The sequence below is a fragment of the Microcoleus sp. T3_A4 genome (assembly GCF_036700465.1).
In the GTDB taxonomy this organism is placed as follows: Bacteria; Cyanobacteriota; Cyanobacteriia; order Cyanobacteriales; family Microcoleaceae; genus Microcoleus.
Window position 1 is genome coordinate 117,033 of record NZ_JAUBOY010000007.1, and the last position, 17,259, is coordinate 134,291.

14 protein-coding genes and 1 pseudogene are annotated in these 17,259 nt (G+C 46.4%); 7 read left to right on the forward strand and 8 right to left on the reverse strand.

Translation table 11 applies throughout. The annotated features are described in order from the left end of the window. Positions 1 to 98 precede the first annotated feature (98 nt). Entirely contained in the window at positions 99 to 821 is a 723-nt protein-coding gene (gene psb32, locus QUA07_RS06215) for a photosystem II repair protein Psb32 (protein WP_333083628.1), read from the forward strand. Between the two features lie 59 nt (positions 822 to 880). On the opposite strand, the gene QUA07_RS06220 is transcribed toward psb32, so the two are convergent. Then, positions 881 to 1,264, reverse strand: a complete 384-nt coding sequence (locus QUA07_RS06220; RefSeq protein WP_333323420.1) for a DUF4346 domain-containing protein — start codon at positions 1,262 to 1,264, stop codon at positions 881 to 883. Between the two features lie 332 nt (positions 1,265 to 1,596). Between QUA07_RS06220 and QUA07_RS06225 the strand changes: the two genes are divergently transcribed. Then, positions 1,597 to 2,649 (forward strand): DNA (cytosine-5-)-methyltransferase, encoded by a 1,053-nt coding sequence (locus QUA07_RS06225; RefSeq protein WP_333323422.1) that lies wholly within the window; start codon positions 1,597 to 1,599, stop codon positions 2,647 to 2,649. Positions 2,650 to 2,737: 88 nt separating this feature from the next. Beyond that, a complete protein-coding gene (locus QUA07_RS06230; protein ID WP_333323424.1) occupies positions 2,738 to 3,178 on the forward strand; it encodes a DUF29 family protein in 441 nt (146 codons plus the stop codon). 118 nt (positions 3,179 to 3,296) lie between these two features. Here QUA07_RS06230 and QUA07_RS06235 read toward each other — a convergent pair whose 3' ends face one another. From QUA07_RS06235 to QUA07_RS06245, 3 genes and pseudogenes are all read right to left on the reverse strand, one after another. Continuing rightward, positions 3,297 to 5,105, reverse strand: a complete 1,809-nt coding sequence (locus tag QUA07_RS06235; RefSeq protein WP_333323426.1) for an aspartate kinase — start codon at positions 5,103 to 5,105, stop codon at positions 3,297 to 3,299. Positions 5,106 to 5,134: 29 nt separating this feature from the next. Continuing rightward, a complete protein-coding gene (locus QUA07_RS06240) occupies positions 5,135 to 5,266 on the reverse strand; it encodes a hypothetical protein (protein WP_333323428.1) in 132 nt (43 codons plus the stop codon). A gap of 57 nt (positions 5,267 to 5,323) precedes the next feature. After that, positions 5,324 to 6,103 (reverse strand): annotated as a pseudogene (locus QUA07_RS06245) (Uma2 family endonuclease). A gap of 111 nt (positions 6,104 to 6,214) precedes the next feature. Between QUA07_RS06245 and QUA07_RS06250 the strand changes: the two are divergent. Both QUA07_RS06250 and QUA07_RS06255 read left to right on the forward strand, forming a co-directional pair. Beyond that, a complete protein-coding gene (locus QUA07_RS06250; RefSeq protein ID WP_333323430.1) occupies positions 6,215 to 6,874 on the forward strand; it encodes an HAD family hydrolase in 660 nt (219 codons plus the stop codon). Positions 6,875 to 7,281: 407 nt separating this feature from the next. Beyond that, positions 7,282 to 10,626, forward strand: coding sequence for a PAS domain S-box protein (locus QUA07_RS06255; protein WP_333323432.1), 3,345 nt, complete (start codon positions 7,282 to 7,284; stop codon positions 10,624 to 10,626). A gap of 287 nt (positions 10,627 to 10,913) precedes the next feature. Here the strand turns inward: QUA07_RS06255 and QUA07_RS06260 are convergent, their stop codons facing one another. After that, positions 10,914 to 13,271 carry an iron uptake porin gene (locus tag QUA07_RS06260; RefSeq protein WP_333323434.1) on the reverse strand — a complete coding sequence of 786 codons (2,358 nt, stop codon included), beginning with the start codon at positions 13,269 to 13,271 and terminating at the stop codon, positions 10,914 to 10,916. A gap of 171 nt (positions 13,272 to 13,442) precedes the next feature. On the opposite strand from QUA07_RS06260, the gene QUA07_RS06265 reads away from it, so the two are divergent. After that, on the forward strand, positions 13,443 to 14,174 hold the full coding sequence (locus tag QUA07_RS06265) for a sucrose-phosphate phosphatase (RefSeq protein WP_333323435.1): 732 nt from the start codon (positions 13,443 to 13,445) through the stop codon (positions 14,172 to 14,174). A 430-nt stretch (positions 14,175 to 14,604) separates the two neighbouring features. Then, positions 14,605 to 14,958: a DUF6464 family protein gene (locus QUA07_RS06270; protein ID WP_333323437.1), complete on the forward strand. Its 354-nt coding sequence runs from the start codon at positions 14,605 to 14,607 to the stop codon at positions 14,956 to 14,958. An 82-nt stretch (positions 14,959 to 15,040) separates the two neighbouring features. Here QUA07_RS06270 and QUA07_RS06275 read toward each other — a convergent pair whose 3' ends face one another. From QUA07_RS06275 to QUA07_RS06285, 3 genes are all read right to left on the reverse strand, one after another. Then, positions 15,041 to 15,391 carry a late competence development ComFB family protein gene (locus QUA07_RS06275; RefSeq protein ID WP_333323439.1) on the reverse strand — a complete coding sequence of 117 codons (351 nt, stop codon included), beginning with the start codon at positions 15,389 to 15,391 and terminating at the stop codon, positions 15,041 to 15,043. A 74-nt stretch (positions 15,392 to 15,465) separates the two neighbouring features. Next, on the reverse strand, positions 15,466 to 15,774 hold the full coding sequence (locus tag QUA07_RS06280; RefSeq protein ID WP_333323441.1) for a DUF1830 domain-containing protein: 309 nt from the start codon (positions 15,772 to 15,774) through the stop codon (positions 15,466 to 15,468). Between the two features lie 1,064 nt (positions 15,775 to 16,838). Next, the gene (locus QUA07_RS06285) at positions 16,839 to 17,225 is read right to left on the reverse strand and encodes a response regulator (protein WP_333323443.1); all 387 of its coding nucleotides are present in this window, start codon (positions 17,223 to 17,225) and stop codon (positions 16,839 to 16,841) included. Between the last annotated feature and the right edge of the window lie 34 nt (positions 17,226 to 17,259).

The following is a 17,259-nucleotide window of genomic DNA, read 5'->3' on the forward strand; positions in this document are numbered from 1 at the left end:
CACTGGCTAGCTAATTGTAAATATTGCCCTGCATAAAATGAATTTTACGGGGGTTTCTATAGTATTTTTGGAAAAAAGTCAGTTTTACGGTTAACCTCATGACTAGACTCCTGAAGCAATTATTTAATTGGAGAAAATATCTCCAACCTTTGGCCGCGGCGATCGCGATCGTCCTAATCGCATCCCAGATGGCGGTATTGCCAGCATTGGCGACTGGCGTTTACGAAATACCGGTGTTGTCGGCGGGCGATCGAACTTGGGTGTTCGACAAAGGCGACGTGCTCAGCCGCAGCAGCGAAAGCAATATCAGCAGCGTGCTCGACAACCTGGAAAACAAAACAGGGAAACAAGTTAGGTTTGTCACCATCCACCGCTTAGACTACGGCGAAACGGCTGCCACTTTCACCGACCAACTGTTTGAACAGTGGTTTCCCGCAAAAGAAGACCAGACTAATCAAATTTTACTCGTTCTCGACACTGTTACCAACAGCGCGGCAATTCGCACCGGCGAAGGGGTTAAGTCCCTGCTAACCGATGAAATTGCCCAGAGTGTAGCTGGAGAAACCGTGCAAGTGCCGCTGCGGGAAGCCAATAAATACAACGAGGCATTTACGGCTGCAAGTACGCGCATTGCAACTGTTTTGTCGGGCGAACCTGATCCGGGTCCTCCTGAAGTTGTTGACAACATTCAAGTTGAAGGCACGTTTAAAAAAGCTGAAGAAACAGATCAAGGCAATGCCACAGTTGTTGTGGTTGTGCTGTTGGTGTTGGCGACAGTGATTCCGATGGTGACTTATTTCTGGTATCAAGGTTTTTCGTGATCGGGTGCTGATAAATCCGATCGGTTGCCGTTTTGTCAAGAAATTCTGGCAGGGCTGCACTAATCTTGAACGTATTCTCGATCGCTCAACAATGCAATTTCTGCCCGTACAAATTCCCGTCCCAGATAAGCCGCGTGATCTAACATTGTCACAGGACAGGGGCGGGTTTCTTCTAGGATTTTGACGCAAAGTTCTTTGGCGGTTCGCCCGGTAAAAAGTGTGGATTGGGTGCGTTCTACTTTGCCACGGGCGGGGATGGGTTTACCAGTTTCGGGATCGACGGCGAGGCCTCGATCGTCGATGATGTTGGTGAAATGTTTGGCACAAATTAAGCTGGTTTCGCGATCGAGATAGATGATGAAGTAGCCGCCTGGATCGAGGTCGAGGTGGCGTTTGGATAGGTTGTCATCGATGGCGGTGAGGTTTTCCAAGGTTTGACTCATGGTTTGTGAAAGGAAGTAAACAATAGCTATATTTTTTTTGCTATTTCTAGTTTAGTCGGCTGCGGGACAAGTTTGGGACATTGGTTGGTTGAATGCGGGGGGAAGTTTCGGGCGATCGACATTCTACGCGATATCTGTGGGGACAGGGCATTGCCGTGTCCGGCGCTGGGTTCTGCGACTTTTAACGATTGGTATAAGATTGAGGACTGTAGCAAGACTCGTTGAAATTGATATAATGAACCGCAGAGAACGCAGAGAACGCAGACTGAAAGAAGAGAGAAAAACAAAATATGCTACCATGAATTCTAGTAACATTTTACATTAAGTTATAAATGAAGTTTATAGATTTGTTTTCAGGAATAGGAGGTTTTCGACGGGGATTTGAAAAAATGGGCTTTCAATGCGTTTTTTCCTGTGAAATAAACAGCAAATGCCGACAAGTTTACACAGAAAACTTCGGCGAGGTTCCTTTTGCAGACATCAGTAACATTAATCCCGTCGAGTTAGAAGACTTTGATGTTTTAGTCGCCGGGTTTCCGTGCCAACCTTTTAGCATCTGTGGCAAAAAGTTGGGTTTTGAAGATACTAGAGGTACGCTATTTTTCGAGATTTGTAAAATCATCAAAATAAAGCAACCTCAAGTAGTTGTTCTCGAAAATGTCAAGCACTTAATCCATCACGATAAGGGAAATACCTTAAAAGTAATTATTGCCAGTCTTGAAAATTTGGGATACAGCGTGAATTACAAAATGCTGAATGCTAAAGACTTTGGAATTCCTCAACATCGTGAAAGAATATTCATTATTGCAACTAAAGGTAAAGAATTTAATTTTTCTCGGCTTAAAACCCAGTTGACTCCAAAACTCTGGGAATTTCTAGACGAGACAGGGGATTTTGAAATATTGGACAAATCAGAGTATACTTTAATTGAGTCTCCGAGAAAGCAAGATTCGGGACTTTTGTTTGTAGGTTACAGAAATAAAGGTACTTGGAAAACTGGCGTCAGGCCAAATACAGAACATTTATCGAGAGTTCACAGACAGCCTAATCGCATTTATTCGGTAGATGGAGTGCATCCCACAATTCCTTCGCAAGAAACGTCGGGCAGGTTTTTTATCTACATTCCTGAGCAAGATATCGTGAGAAAGTTGACGCTGAAGGAATGTTACCGTCTTATGGGTTTTCCTGAAGAGTTTAAGAGTTATCCGACTGCGGGGGAAAGTTACAAGCAAATTGGGAATTCGGTTTGTGTACCGGTTGTGGAAGCAATTGCGAAAGAAATCTTAAGTCAAAATTTGTTGGATGATGAAAATAAGGAACTACAAAGATGTCGCGACTCCCGACTTCTGCAATCAGTTGGGACTCTAGTTAACACTATTACTTGAGATTAATTTTGTTATTAAACAATTTTAGCATTAACCAAGCGCTAGCTTTGAGCTATAATATAAGTCACCCAAGATAGATATAGTCGTCATGGAAGAATTACTCACCTTAAAAAGCTTACTGTTAAAAGGGGATATACCTGGGTCATTAGCTATAGTTGAAGAACTAGAAGAAATGAGCAAAAAAGACATCATTAAAACTATTCGCAGCTATGCAGTGATTTTACTATTGCATCTGATTAAACAGCAAGCTGAAAATCGCACAACTCGCTCTTGGGATATCTCGATTCGGAACTCGGTTCTAGAAATTCAGGAGGAAAATAAGCGACCGAGAGGCGCGGGATTTTACTTACCTATAGAAGAGTTACTCATTGTTTTAGAAATGGCGTATCGACAAGCTATTAATAAAGCTTCCCTAGAAGTGGAAGAAGGGCGTTATGAACCAAGAGAATTGTCGCAGTTAGTGAATCAAGAGGCACTTATTAATCAAGCAATGACTTTAATTTCACAAGAAGCTGAAGAGAATGACTAAAGTTACCCAAAGTTAGGACACGGCAATGCCGTTTCCCTACCTCACTTAATTGTAGGGAAACGGCATTGCCGTGTCCTCGATTTTTGTAAGGACACGGCAGTGCCGTTTCCCTACTTGATTAGGCGGGAACTTGGATTTTTTCGGTGCCGGCAAGTTCAAAGGCTGCGTGAATTGCCTTCAAAGCCGTTACGCCTTGTTCCTCATCCACAACGCAGCTAATTTTAATCTCAGAAGTAGCAATCATTTGAATGTTGATTTGCTGGCGGGAAAGCGCTTCAAACATCCTTGCCGCTACTCCTGGATGCGCTACCATCCCGGAACCGACAACGCTAACTTTGGCGATTTGTGTATCGACTGCTACTTCGCCCCATCCAAATTCGGGGGCGGCTTTTTCGAGGGCGTTTTTAGCAGCTTCGGCGTCAATTTGTGCTACGGTAAATGCAATGTCGCGAGTTAATATGCCGTCGATATTGTGACAGCGCTGCGACTGAATGATTGTATCTACGCTGATATTTTCCTCGGCTAAAAGTCCGAACAATTTTGCTGCTACTCCGGGTCGATCGGGCAATTGGCGAATTGCTAGACGCGCTTGATTGAGATCCAACGCAACGGCGCGGACTGCGGGCGGTTTGTGGGATGATGAATGCAGCCCAATAGGGGAGTTGGCAACATCAAATGTTTTGCAGAGTTCGGCAACTGCCCGATCGCAATCTTCGGCATCGATGGCACAACTAACTTTCACTTCGGATGTAGAAATCATTTGAATGTTAATTCCTGCATCCGCTAAAGTCTTAAACATCTGCGCCGCTACCCTCGGACGACCGATCATTCCCGCACCCGCAATGCTAACTTTAGCTATTGGCCGCTCTTCTGCTTTCACTTCCGGTTCTCCCAATTCTGGGCGAGAATTCTTGCCGAGGGTGGGGATAATAGCATCTGCAACCGCAGTAGCTTGTTGCAGAGATTTTCGCGTCACTGTGAAGGCAATATCGTTAGTATTTCCTTCATGAATTGACTGGATAATTAAGTCTACATCGAGGTTTTGTTGCGCGATCGCACCAAACAACCGCGCTGCTACTCCGGGGCGATCGGGCAAACGCAGCAGCGACACCCCCGCCTGATCTAAGTCAAATTCCACCGCATCTACCGCTTTTGCGAGCTCCAAACCCTCCAAAGGACGGGGTTGCGGGGGTGGGGACACTACCCGCGTACCGGGGGCGTCACTCCAGCTAGAAAGCACTACCAGCGGCACGCCGTAATTCTTGGCAATTTCTACCGCGCGCGGGTGCAGGACTTTTGCGCCCAAACTCGCCAATTCCAGCATTTCGTCGCAAGTGATTTCGTCCATTAATTGGGCGTCGGCAACCAAGCGCGGATCTGTAGTCAGAATTCCGGGAACGTCGGTATAAATTTCGCACCTGTCGGCCCGCAGCGCTGCAGCGAGGGCAACTGCTGTTGTGTCGGAACCGCCACGGCCCAAGGTGGTAATTTCCAATTCTCCGGCATCGGCGATACCTTGGAACCCAGCAACCACAACGACTTTACCGCTTTTTAACTGGCTTTCAAGCCGATTCGGGTCAATTCGCAAAATCCGGGCGCGGGTGTGGGCGGCTTCGGTGACAATGCCGACTTGGGCGCCGGTGAGGGAAATTGCGGGCTGTCCCATTTCCTGCAATGCCATGCTCAAAAGTGCGATCGAGACTTGTTCCCCAGTGGAAAGCAACATATCCATTTCCCGCTTGTTGGGATTTGGGGAAATTTCCTTGGCGAGTTTAACTAAACCGTCGGTGGTTTTGCCCATCGCTGAAAGTACGACAACGAGAGAGTTGCCGAGCTGTGCTGTTTTTACTACTCGTCTGGCTACTTCCAAAATGCGATCGACTGTGCCAACCGAGGTTCCGCCATATTTCTGAACAATTAGTGCCATAGGACTTACACAAAGCTACAAAATACTTATCAAATAATACAAGCAGCTTCTGGATTAGAAGTGGTAATTTTTAAAATTCCCATACGACAAACCGGAGAAAAGAAAAAAATATCTGCGTAAACGACAAAAAATATGTGGTAGGGGCGGGTTTTACCAGCCATTTAATTCTCTCACACCAATATTTTAATAAACCCGCCCTCTTGATTCGGATTGTAGCCTCATTCTAGCTCTTGCAAACGCGCTTCTAAAGCTTGAATTCGCTGCTCGGCTTCTATTCGCTTTTGCCGTTCTTGTTCTGCTTCTGACTGCGCTTGTTCGACTGCCAATTCCGCTTGTTCGGCTCTTTCATCGGCAGCCAGCAGCAAATTCCCCTCAGCATCCCACCAGCGCATCCAAGGCCGTTCTACGCCCTGATAACTTCCTTGCCAAATGCCTAATTCCAATCCCATTGGCTCGATTTGGTAATGTCCGCGCTGATTTTCTGACATTAACTAAAATCTATCTTCCACCAAATGATAGCATTCTATTTGGGCTTTTTTGACTTCATAAATTCCGTAAAAAACAGGTCTAATAATCCGCTTGTAAATCCAAAATTTGCCTTGTTTGGGAGTTTGATCTCTTTCTTCGCGGCCATCTCCAGAGACAAATTATAGTATGATTAACGGCGGCATTAATTCTTTCCACATCACATAGGAACGCCGCATATTTCCGTCGAGAGTTGGCGGCACGTCGAGCACGTAAAACCAATCAGGTGCTTCGGCTCCTCTTTCGGGCGGTTCCGGGGGCCGGGCCACTCGCCAGTAAATACCGGAATCTTGACCGATGCAGTATTGTCCGTCGGGATGAATTTGGTCTCAAATCGGTCGGATTGATGTTGTTAACAGGATGCTTTGAGGATGTTCTTGAAAGTTGTTCACAAAAGTACCGTCGGAGTCTGGTAATTGAGTGTGGTCTGGGAAATCTGTGGCTAGAGCTTCGGGTTTTTCGGTGACACTCATGTTGACCTCTTGAATGTTGAAAAATTATACTTATAATTGGTGAAGGAGAGATTAATTATGCTATTATTTCGTGGCTAACCTCGGATTGCTATATAGAAAATTTTAAAGAATATGAGTCAGTACAAGTTAATTATTTTTGACTTCGACGGCACTTTGGCAATTACTCACAAAGCTATTGTATTTTGCTTTACCAAAACTTTTGAAACTTTCAATATTACCCCGCCCGCTGCTGATACTATTATAGGTACGATCGGCATCAATTTACCAAATTCTTTTAAAATCCTCCATCCGGCGATCGAAGAAAGCGCAATTCCTGAATGGGTTGAAACTTACCGCTCTTATTATCGGACGGAAGGTGAAAAGCAGGTAGAGTTATTTACCGGGACAAAGCAAGTCTTGCAGTTGGCGCGTCAGTCTGGATTGAGCCTGGGAGTTTTCAGCAACAAACAGGTTACTTTTGTTAATGTATTACTAAAGAGTTTGAGAATTTACAGTTTTTTTGATTTGATATTAGGTGATAACGGACAAATAATTCCGAAACCCAATCCGACTGTTTTTCACTCGATTATTAAACCGCTGTTCCCGGAGTTGGATAACAGTCAAATTTTAATGGTTGGCGATACAGCGATTGATTTGCTGTTTGCTAAAAATGCTGGGATAGATGTTTGTTGGGCGGCTTACGGATATGGCGATCGCGCTCAGTGTCTCGCCCTAGAACCAACTTTCGCGATCGACGATATTTCACAAGTTGCTGGGTTCGTTCAAAATTAATTTTTCCTCGGTTTTTTTGATAGAAGAGTCTGAATAATTTAACTATAAAGTATTTAATTAATTTTTTTTTACTACAGCCGGATGAGTAAGTTTTTATTTAATTGAAAAAATAAATTTCCGAACTTGTAATCCGCCCAAACTCTGCCAAGCAAACCATACCAAAGATAGAGTGATCCCTGGAACAGCTATTATAAATTAACAATTATGATTCCTTTGAAGGTAGAAGGCACAAGGCAGAAGCAAATAGGAAAAAAACGAGGGAAGCCAGATTTTTTATAGGTAGGATTGACCGCCAAAATTCTGCAGGATAGCCTTTTAACTTCTGCCTTCGGAAAACAGTCAATTCTGTTAAAATCTAGGGTGTGCTGGCAGTCGGTATCTACAATAAACTCAATTTATAGAAACTCATGCAGATAGATATAAGCATTCCTTCTGAAACGCTATCGCCGACTCGTACTGGCGGCACACCGAATTTAATAGAAGAAGTATGGAGGCTGTACGATCGCGCCCTGGCAGCTACCAGCAACGGCATCGCGATCGCGGACGCTACCCGGCCGGACAGGCCTATAGTCTACTGCAACGGGGCTTTCGAGCGGATTACAGGCTACAATCGCAGCGAAATAATCGGGCAGAACTGCCGCTTCCTGCAAGGCCCCGATACCGATCGCGCTGCCGTCGATCAAATCCGCGCGGCCCTGAAAGAACAACACGACTGCAAAGTAGTTCTGAAAAACTACCGCAAAGACGGGACCCCCTTCTGGAACGAACTCACTATCTCGCCGGTGCGCGACAGCAGCGGGCTCGTTACCCACTTCATCGGCGTTCAATCTGATATCACCGATCGCTTCCAAGCAGAAGAAGCCCTCAAAGAAGCCGAGGCAAAATACCGCAGCATCTTTGAAAACGCCACCGAAGGCATATTTCAAACCGCCCCAGACGGGCGCTACCTCAGCGCCAACCCCGCACTAGCCCGAATGTACGGCTACGATTCCCCGTCAGAATTGATCGCAAAATGTTCGGCAAAAAACATTTACGCCGATCGCACCCGCCGCGCTTCATTCATGGCAGAAATCAGCAAAAACGGCTCCCTGAAAGAGTTTGAGTCCTGCGTCCGCCGCCAAGACGGCAGCACTACCTGGATCTCGGAAAACGTGCGCGAAGTCCGCGACGCAGGCGGAGAAATCCTTTACTACGAAGGAACCGTGGCCGAAATCGCCGATCGCAAGCGCGCCGAAGCAGCCCTGCGAAATCAAGAATACTGGTTGAAAACCGCAATTAACGCCGTCCCCGACGCGATCAACCTCACAGACAGCGAGGGGCGCTGGCTGATTGCCAACGACTGCGCCCTCCAACTTTTGGGCTGGGAAACCGCAGACTACCAGGGCAAAACTACTGCCGAACTCGCTGCCGCCGCCGATCCCAGAGTCAGAGACATCCTGCTAACTTGGCAGGAAACCGACGAAACCACCTGGCAAGCAGGCACTCTCACCTCCAGCCGCCAAATTGTCCCCTTGCCCACAGGCGGCAGCAATTTGTTTGAAGTGCGGAAAGTGCCGCTGTTCAACCCCGACGGTTCGCGCAAAGGTTTGGCAGTGGCGGGGCGGGACATCACCCAGGAAGTGGCAGCGGATGCAGCTTTGCGAGACAGCGAACAGCGGTTTCGGGCAATTTTTGAACGCGCTGCGATCGGCATGGTAGTGGCTACCCTCGAAGGTGTTGCGATCGCCACTAATCCGGCATTTCAAGCTATGCTGGGAAGCTCGGAAGCTCAACTGCGGGGTGTGGGCCTGGACGAATGCACGCACCCGGAAGACGTACAAGCTTCGCGGGAGTTGTGCCAACAGTTGGCCGCGGGCTCCCGCGAAGCTTACCAAATCGAGAAGCGCTACCTCCGCCAAGATGGCAGCATCAGGTGGGGACGCCTCAGCGCCTCTGTCATCGACAGCAGTCAGGGAACGCCACAGTTTCTTTTGCAAATGGTAGAGGATATTACCGATCGCAAACAAGCCGAGTCAGCTTTGTTCCAAAATGAGGCTAAGTGGCGATCGCTAATTCTCAACAGTTCCGACATCATTACTATTCTCGACGCCAGCGGTAGCATTGTTTACGAAAGCCCTTCTGTAGTAAGAGTTTTGGGCTACGAACCAGAGGAACTCGCCGGTCAAATTGCTCTCGATTTAATCCACCCTGACGACCTTCCCTCGCTGATGTCCGACGGCGAAAAAATGATCGCAAATCCAGGCGATCCGATCGCCCTAGAAGGTCGGTTCCGGCGCGCGGACGGTTCTTGGTGTTTTCTTGAAGGTGTCGGCATCAACTTGCTAGCAGACCCCGCTGTGAACGGAATTGTGATCAACTCCCGCGACATGACGGCGCGCAGGCAAGCAGAGTACCGCCTCAGCAAAATCAACGAGTGCTTTTTGGGATTCAGCACCGACGCCGCTGACAACATCCAGCGCCTGACATCCTTAGCCGGCGAGCTTTTGGGCGGAAGCTGCGCCATCTACAGCCACGTCGGTGGCGGACTGCTGCAAGCGATCGCGACTTGGCAAGCGCCGCCGGACTACCCGCTGGTCGATCGCGCCGAGGGCCACATCTGCACCGACGTATGCAGCAAAGGAAGCGATCGGGCTGTTGCCATTCTCGACTTGCAGAACACGATCTACGGCAAAATCGATCCCGCTGTCATCCGCTACCAACTGCGAAGCTATCTGGGACAAGCAGTGCGGCTGGGCGACAATTATGTGGGTGCGATGTGCGTTCTCTACACTGAGTCGATCGCGCCCACAGAAGCCGACTGCAAGTTGATCGGAATTATTGCTGGGGCGATCGGAGTTGAGGAAGAACGTGCCGCCGCCGCCTCGCGCGATCGGCAAAAATCCCAAGAATTGCAAACAGCTTTGCGCGAATTACAGCAAACTCAAATGCAGTTAGTACAAACCGAAAAAATGTCTTCCCTCGGACAAGTGCTAGCAGGAATTGCCCACGAAATTAACAACCCAGTTGGCTTTGTCGCCGGCAACCTCTGCCACGTTCGAGGCTACGTTCTAGACTTATTAGAAATCGTACAGGTGTATCAAGAAGAGTACCCAAATCCCCCAGCAAAAATTCAGCAACAAGCCGAGGATATAGACTTAGAATTTCTAGCAAAAGACCTGCCAAAATTGCTCAATTCGATGCAGACCGGATGCGAGCGAATTGTAGAAATTATTCAAACTCTCCGAAATTTCTCGCGGGCGGACGAAGCAAAAATCAAAACTGCCGACATTCATGAAGGTTTAGAAAGTACCTTGTTAATGTTGAACAGCCGACTGAAAGCCAAACCCAACTGGCAGGGCATTAAAGTGATTAAAGAATACGGAGAACTGCCGCAAATAAACTGTCATCCCGGACTGTTAAATCAGGTTTTTATGAATGTATTTGCAAATGCGATCGACGCCTTGGAAGAAAGCTGCAACCAAGCAAAAGACATCGCAAATTCTCCTATCTTTCCTACTATTACCATTCAAACTAAAACGATTGATGACACGAGCATTTTAATTCGGATTAAAGACAACGGTCAGGGCATTCCCGAAGATCATATCGTGCGTTTATTTGACCCATTTTTTACCACAAAACCCGTAGGTAAAGGCACAGGTTTAGGTTTATCAATTTCACACCAAATTGTCGTTGAAAAACACAACGGGAAATTGCAGTGTCACTCGGAACCCGGTAAAGGCACTGAATTTATCATCGAAATTCCAATTCGTTGACATCAGGACGACGCTAATCAGGATATAGCAATCCTCGCATCATTTGTGAATTTCTTACTTCCTCTCCGCGGGTTCGGGGAGGGTTGGGGTGGGGTAAAAAATTTACGACTCATTGAGGATTGCTATATAATTATGTTCAAGTCATATCAAATCCGTTAGCATCGGAATAGTAAATTCGAGTTGAATGTTGACTGTTGACGGTTGACTGTTCACGGCGTCAACCGTCAACAGTCAACATTCAACATCATGTATGAGTGTAACCGGAAATGATATCAGCCCTAACTTACTTAAAAACTAAACTGCGTCCGCAAATTGCCCACAAAAATTGTCGGGTTGTTATCGAAATTGTTGGGATTGCCGATCGCATAAAATGCCGGCACGATCGAAACATGATCGCTCAGAGGGAAATAATAAGTTGCCTCAATTTCGTACTGCGTGCCACCGTTACCCCCGCCAGAAATCAGAAATCTCCGACCGCCAGTAAAGTCAAAAGGTACTAAATATGACACCGTAAGCAAAGCTCCTTCTTTGAACAAATCGGGAAATGCAAGTCCTAACTGATAAGATTGATTTTTGATCGTGCCGTCGGGTCGGTTAGTCTTGGGAAATATATTGGTTTCGGCGTAGCCGTAACGGCCGAAAAGACCAAAACCGCCAGTGACTGACCAATCGAAATTGAAACTATAAGTATTCGCAGTCGCATTCCCCAGGCGGCCACCAAAACCGTCATCTGCCACACCGTTTAACGGCTTGCTGTTAGGAGATCCAATTAAGCCGCCGATTTGCTGGATGTTGGAACGGCTGTACAAAAAGCGCAAATTAGTCCGATTGCTCGGACTGAATGTTAATTCTGCTGTAGTCGTATTTGTCCCATCAAACAATCCTTGAGACGGATTGGAAGCGGAATTAAATACGGAAGTGGGCAAAAATTCCGTACTCTCGCCCAAGTAGCCAAAACGCAGTTTCAATGCGCGACCGATATCCCACAAAACCACAGCACCGGCACCGCGTCGGGTAGCGCTTAACAAAGGGCTGTTGTTAGAATTAAAGCTGCTCGCACCGTCTACGAAAAAGTTAAATTTATTGTTGTCAAAGTAGCGGTAAAAATTAATCCGCGGCCCCACTACTACTTGCAAGCTGTTGCTAACAGGGAACCGATAGGAAAGTTCCCGCAGGATAACTTCATTGGGATTTGCTCCGGCAGTTTGATCGAGAAAAGGAGTGCCGAATGTATTGAAAAAACCCGTTGAAGTATACTGGTTGGCTGGGGAATTGCCGTTACCTACAGCTAGCTGTGTAATCAATTCGTCTTTCCCTGTAAAGGAAGTAGTGAGAGTCAACCAAACTAACTGACTGAAAGTGATTTCTGGATCATCGTCCACTCTCTGCACAATTGGTCTGTTGGTGACAGGATCGCGTCCGGCTACTCGATCGAGCGGAGCAGCATTTCCATTTGTTGCTTCAACTCGGACTCGATCGCCCGCAAAAGCTCCAGTCAGGTTAAACCAAGCAAATCCGTTTAGTTTAGTTGTCGTGGAAAATTGGTTGGCCTCCAATTCGGCAGTGCGGGCTTCTAAAGCATCTACTCTACCGCGCAATGTAGCTAATTCTGCTGCAAATTCTTCTTGCAATCTTTGCAAAGCAAGTAAATCTTCTCGCTTGACTAAATTACCAGTAGAACCGCCAATTTGTTTGGTGATTTGATCCAAGCAAGCGTTTAATCCGGCAGCAAATTCGTAGCGAGTCATGGCTCGATTGCCTCGGAATGTGCCGTCTGGATATCCCGCAATGCAGCCGTATCTTTCTACTAGGGATTGCAAGGCTTGAAAAGCCCAATCTGTCGGCCGCACGTCGGAGAGTTGGGAAACAGAGGTGACTTGTGCTGCGTCTTCTTGTATGCTGAGGTCATCAGCGCTGCCCGTCTCGCTGCTGATGTCGTCAACTTTGCTGGCTTCAGCAACTTGTTGAGACTGAGGAGAGTTTGCAATTTCTAACTTCTGTGGGGGCAATTCGCCAATTGCCTCCGTTATTTCTGGGGTTGTTGTTGCGCGATCGACTTTTGCTGCATCTGTGTCGGGTAAAGCGCGATCAACTGTTGCTATATCTGTTTCGGGTAAAGCGCTATTTACCCAAGCTGCATCTGTTTCGGGTAAAGCACGATCGACTTTTGCTGCATCTGTTTCGGGTAAAGCACGATCGACTTTTGCTGCATCTGTGTCGGGTAAAGCGCGATCGACTGTTGCTATATCTGTTTCGGGTAAAGCGCTATTTACCCAATCTGCATCTGTTTGGGGTAAAGCGCGATCAACTTTTGCTATATCTGTTTCGGGTGAAGCGCGATCGACTGTTGCATCTGTTTCGGGTAAAGCGCTATTCACCCATGCTGCATCTGTGTCGGGTAAAGCGCGATCGACTCCTGAGTTAGCCTCTGCGGTGATCCTCGCTAACTGCGGTATCTCAATCTTACCTGCTGCCAGCGCTGCGTCTGGGGTAGCCGTAGGGACGGCACTCGCTTCTAGCGCAACTTCTGGAGTTGAGGTATCCTGAATTTGAGCTGTTGCTGCGATCGGCCCCAAAGGCACTGCCGCACCAGAAATCAAGAAAGACAGCCAAAAAGCTTTAACGGAGGTTGAATTATTCACCATACCACTCACACCATTTGTTGAAAATTAAATTTGGCCAATCTTAAACGATAAGCTTGCTTATAAATGTGTTTGGTTTAACAAATTCTTATAAATAGTTAAATTTATTTTAGGAAGCGAGCGATTCCCAATCATTAATGACTGAAGACTACTGACTCCTGACTAATTCCCCCAATGAAGTTTTTATTAGTTACAGATTTAGACAACACGCTAGTCGGAGATGACGAAGCAACTCAAGTTTTAAACCAGCGCTTGCAATCACAGCGATCGCAAATTTGTTTGGTTTACGCTACCGGGCGTTCTTATGCTTCAACTTGCGAATTAATTGCCCAAAAGCAACTGCTATCACCCGACTATTTGATCGCAGGTGTAGGTAGCGAAATTTACCAAGACGGAATCCTCGATTTAGATTGGGCGGAATATCTTTCTCAAGACTGGGATAAAATGGCGATCGCCTCTTTAGCGCAGCAGTTTTCCCAGCTCAAACCCCAATCCCTAAAAGAACAAAATCCTTGGAAAATCAGTTATTGTTTGGAACCAGGAGCAGAAAATAGCTCGACTGTCCAGGCTTTGCAGCAAAAGTTAACTGAATCGGGACTGCCAGCTCAAATCATTTTTAGCAGCAATAGTAATGTAGATATTTTACCACAAACTAGCAATAAAGCCAATGCCCTTGCTTATTTACAAAAGCGTCTACAAATTGCATCTGAGGCAACATTAGTTTGCGGTAATTCTGGCAATGATATCAGTATGTTTGACCAGGATGTCCGGGGAGTAATCGTCGCTAATGCTCTGTCAGAACTCTTAGAATGGCATCGCGAATGCGGCACTGAAAATCATTATTTAGCAGGTTCTGTTTGCGCTTGGGGAATCATGGAAGGAATGGCATATTTTTGGGAATTTTGATTGCCAAAAATTCGGTTTAGTTTGTAGTGATCACTGAAGTCCTCATACAAATCAGAAAACTGAAGTCCTCAGTACAAACGCACCCGAAGCACCCCAAGTCCTGTAAACCGTTAAAATCTGTTCAGCAATCTCAACCGCGTATCGATCGAACCTGCGAGTTGCGATAGCATCAGCGTGTACTGCTTTATCAAAGCTAATCGAACTTAACTTTAGTTAGCTCAAGCGAGTTGAAGTTTATTTCCTATCCCTGTTGGATACTCGGCTATCCCAAGATAAGTCGGCGATCCCCCGATCGCCAAAGGTTCTATAGTTAAGTTTAGCGCCTCAACCTAAATTACTCTCTCTAGAAGAAGTTATTTTTCTAGATCAAGAAGATATAGGTTTAGTCAACTATTTGCCCCTTTAGTTCAGTTCGCGAACGCACCGCCACATGGAACAAAATACTTTACCCGTAGAGGTGATTCTCTCTCACCCCCGCCAATATTTAGGTAGCATTCGGCTGGATTGGACGCCACAACCGGGGAACTATCTAGATTTAGAGGGACAAACCTACGCTGTATTGGAACGCCACCACCGCTATCAACTCAAATCCGGCCGCTACCGACTGCAAAAAATTGCCCTGTACGTGCAGTCGGCCACACCGCCGACGGAAAGAACTTTTGTAAGTGGCATCTGGGTTATCGGAGATGCTAGCTGTCGCTTTAATGCTCGATCGGAAATTCTGCGCTGTGCTGTCAATCCCAATGGCCCGTGCAACTGCTGCGGCGATTACCAAAAGTCTTGAATCATGGAGTCAGTACACAATTCCACCTCGCCCAACCGAGAGTGCCGAGAATCTCGGCGTCTCCCTCATTTACAAAAAACTATCAAAACCCACTAGCAACCCTCGAAGCGAATTTAACTTCTTCAGGCAGGGGGTAATCTATCTTCTGATAGCTGTGCAGCACGTCGCGAATGCCAGTATGAATCAAATTTTCTATGTGCAGCAACTGCTCAGAAGAACAGCGAACCTGAACTGTTTGGTTTGACACAGACTCGCCGGAGTCGATCGCAGTATATCTATTAGGAACTCGGCTGAGCACATAAGCAATTAAATCCTGTCGCAATCCCGAAGGCGAAAAAGCTTGTTGGTAGGGGTGCTTCGGATAAGACTCCAAGATAATTTCTACTTCCTCTGTTACTACAGCTAAGGTAATATTGACAAGATTTTTCTGCATTTTCCCTGTCCCCAAAGACTCGTTAACTAATATTTTTGTGCCCGTTCTCGATCTGGTCTGATTTCTCATGAATTTTAACCGGCTAATACCACCAATTGTTTTTCGGTCATCACCAGCTCAAACTCGGAACTTACCTCTTCTATAACCCGCAGCACGTAGCAGGGAATCTTGTCCGATAAAATAGCACTTGCCACCGTACCAGTGTGAATTTCTAAGACTGCTTCTGCAGCAGCTTCAAACATCAGTCGCTGTCCCGGAAACATCACTCTTTCAAAGTACCAATTAGGAATGTTACCAATCCGAAGCACCTGCACTAGGTTGGTAACATTTGCGTAATAGCACAGAATCTGGTTGTTACCTTTATAAGATAGCTGATCAGACATTTACAAAATCTCCACACTCTTTCAAAACTTACTGAGACTTGGCTTTGCCTGTTAGTGGCAATTGCGAGTTTTGCTCTTGATCAAACGACCAACTTATTTTTGGGGTGTTATTCGAGAGCACGAATCACATCTTCAGTTATTAATTTTTGTAGCATTGAGTTATCCTGCCAACACTTAGAGGTCGGGCACAGAAACTCCATTTTCCCGGTGAAAAACCCGGTTTGTTTGGTATGCAGGGCCTATATCCTGACTTATTAAGGTTGTTGTTCTGTTGCACCCGTTAATCGAAAATACCGTCACTTTCCCGAACTCTCCTGACAACAGATTCACTCTTGGGCAGCGGAATGGTGCTGAGAGCGCGATCGACCTTCTGATCCAGAGCTTGGGGTAAACTTTATCTAGAAAATATGAGGAAATTATGAAGACCATCATTTTTTTTGATAAATATACTTTTGCCGAAGCAGAGATTACAAGAGTTAGGCAAAAACCTGGTTTTTGAGCCAAAAACTTGGCTGCATCTGTGATCCTGGGTTAAAAAACCAGGTTTCTGAGGGAAATCTGCATAAATCTTGGATTAGCAGGTTGAAACGGAGTTTTTTAGCAAAAAACTTGGCTGCATCTGTGATTCCGGGTTAAGAAAAACCGTTCTTGAGGCAAGTGTTTGTAACTTCTGGAGGAGTTATTCTGCCTGTAAATACGGTGATCGCCGATCGGCTTTGCGGGTAACAAAAAACCCCGACTCCCTGGGATCATCTCTAGAACTTCTAGGGAATCAGAGTTTAAATTAACCAATCACCGATCGATCTCAAAGCTAAATCAAAAAAATGAGGAAATTATGAACATAGCCGGAAAAACTAGGAATTTCCTGGACGCATAAACGGGGTTTCATAACCTAATTGCGTAACTTTCGCAACAATCAAGAGAACGAGAAAGCGGATTTTCGATCGTCATCCGGCTTTAATGCCCCCTTGATTCTTCCGTCGGGCTGGGCCGACTTTGTTTGTCTAGTAGCGGTTTCAAATGCCGAGTTTGATATGGTATCTGCGATCGCCTTTTACCCCAGTTTACAGCAACGGTTCCCAACCCAGAATTTTCGCCACTTGCTGTGCCAAACTCAAAGGATCGAAAGGCTTGGCAATCACCCCCGCTACCCCCAAATCAGCAAATTCGCTCAAATCCATCGCCTGCACCTTAGCCGTCAGGAAAATCACCGGAATCCCCCGAGTAGCTACATTGTTTTGCAGCAAACCAAACAGAGTAAGTCCGTCCATATCCGGCATCATCACATCTAGCAGAATAGCGTCAGGAAGTTGAGTTTCAGCTAACAGCAATCCTTGGCTGCCGTCCGGCGCGCTTAGTACAATCCAGCCGCCTAAATGTTCCAGACAGGCCTGAATCACGCTGCAGAGGTTTTTTTCATCATCGATGACCAGAATGCGCTTTGCTGACATAATTAAAACTCAAATTTTAAATTAATTATGGTAA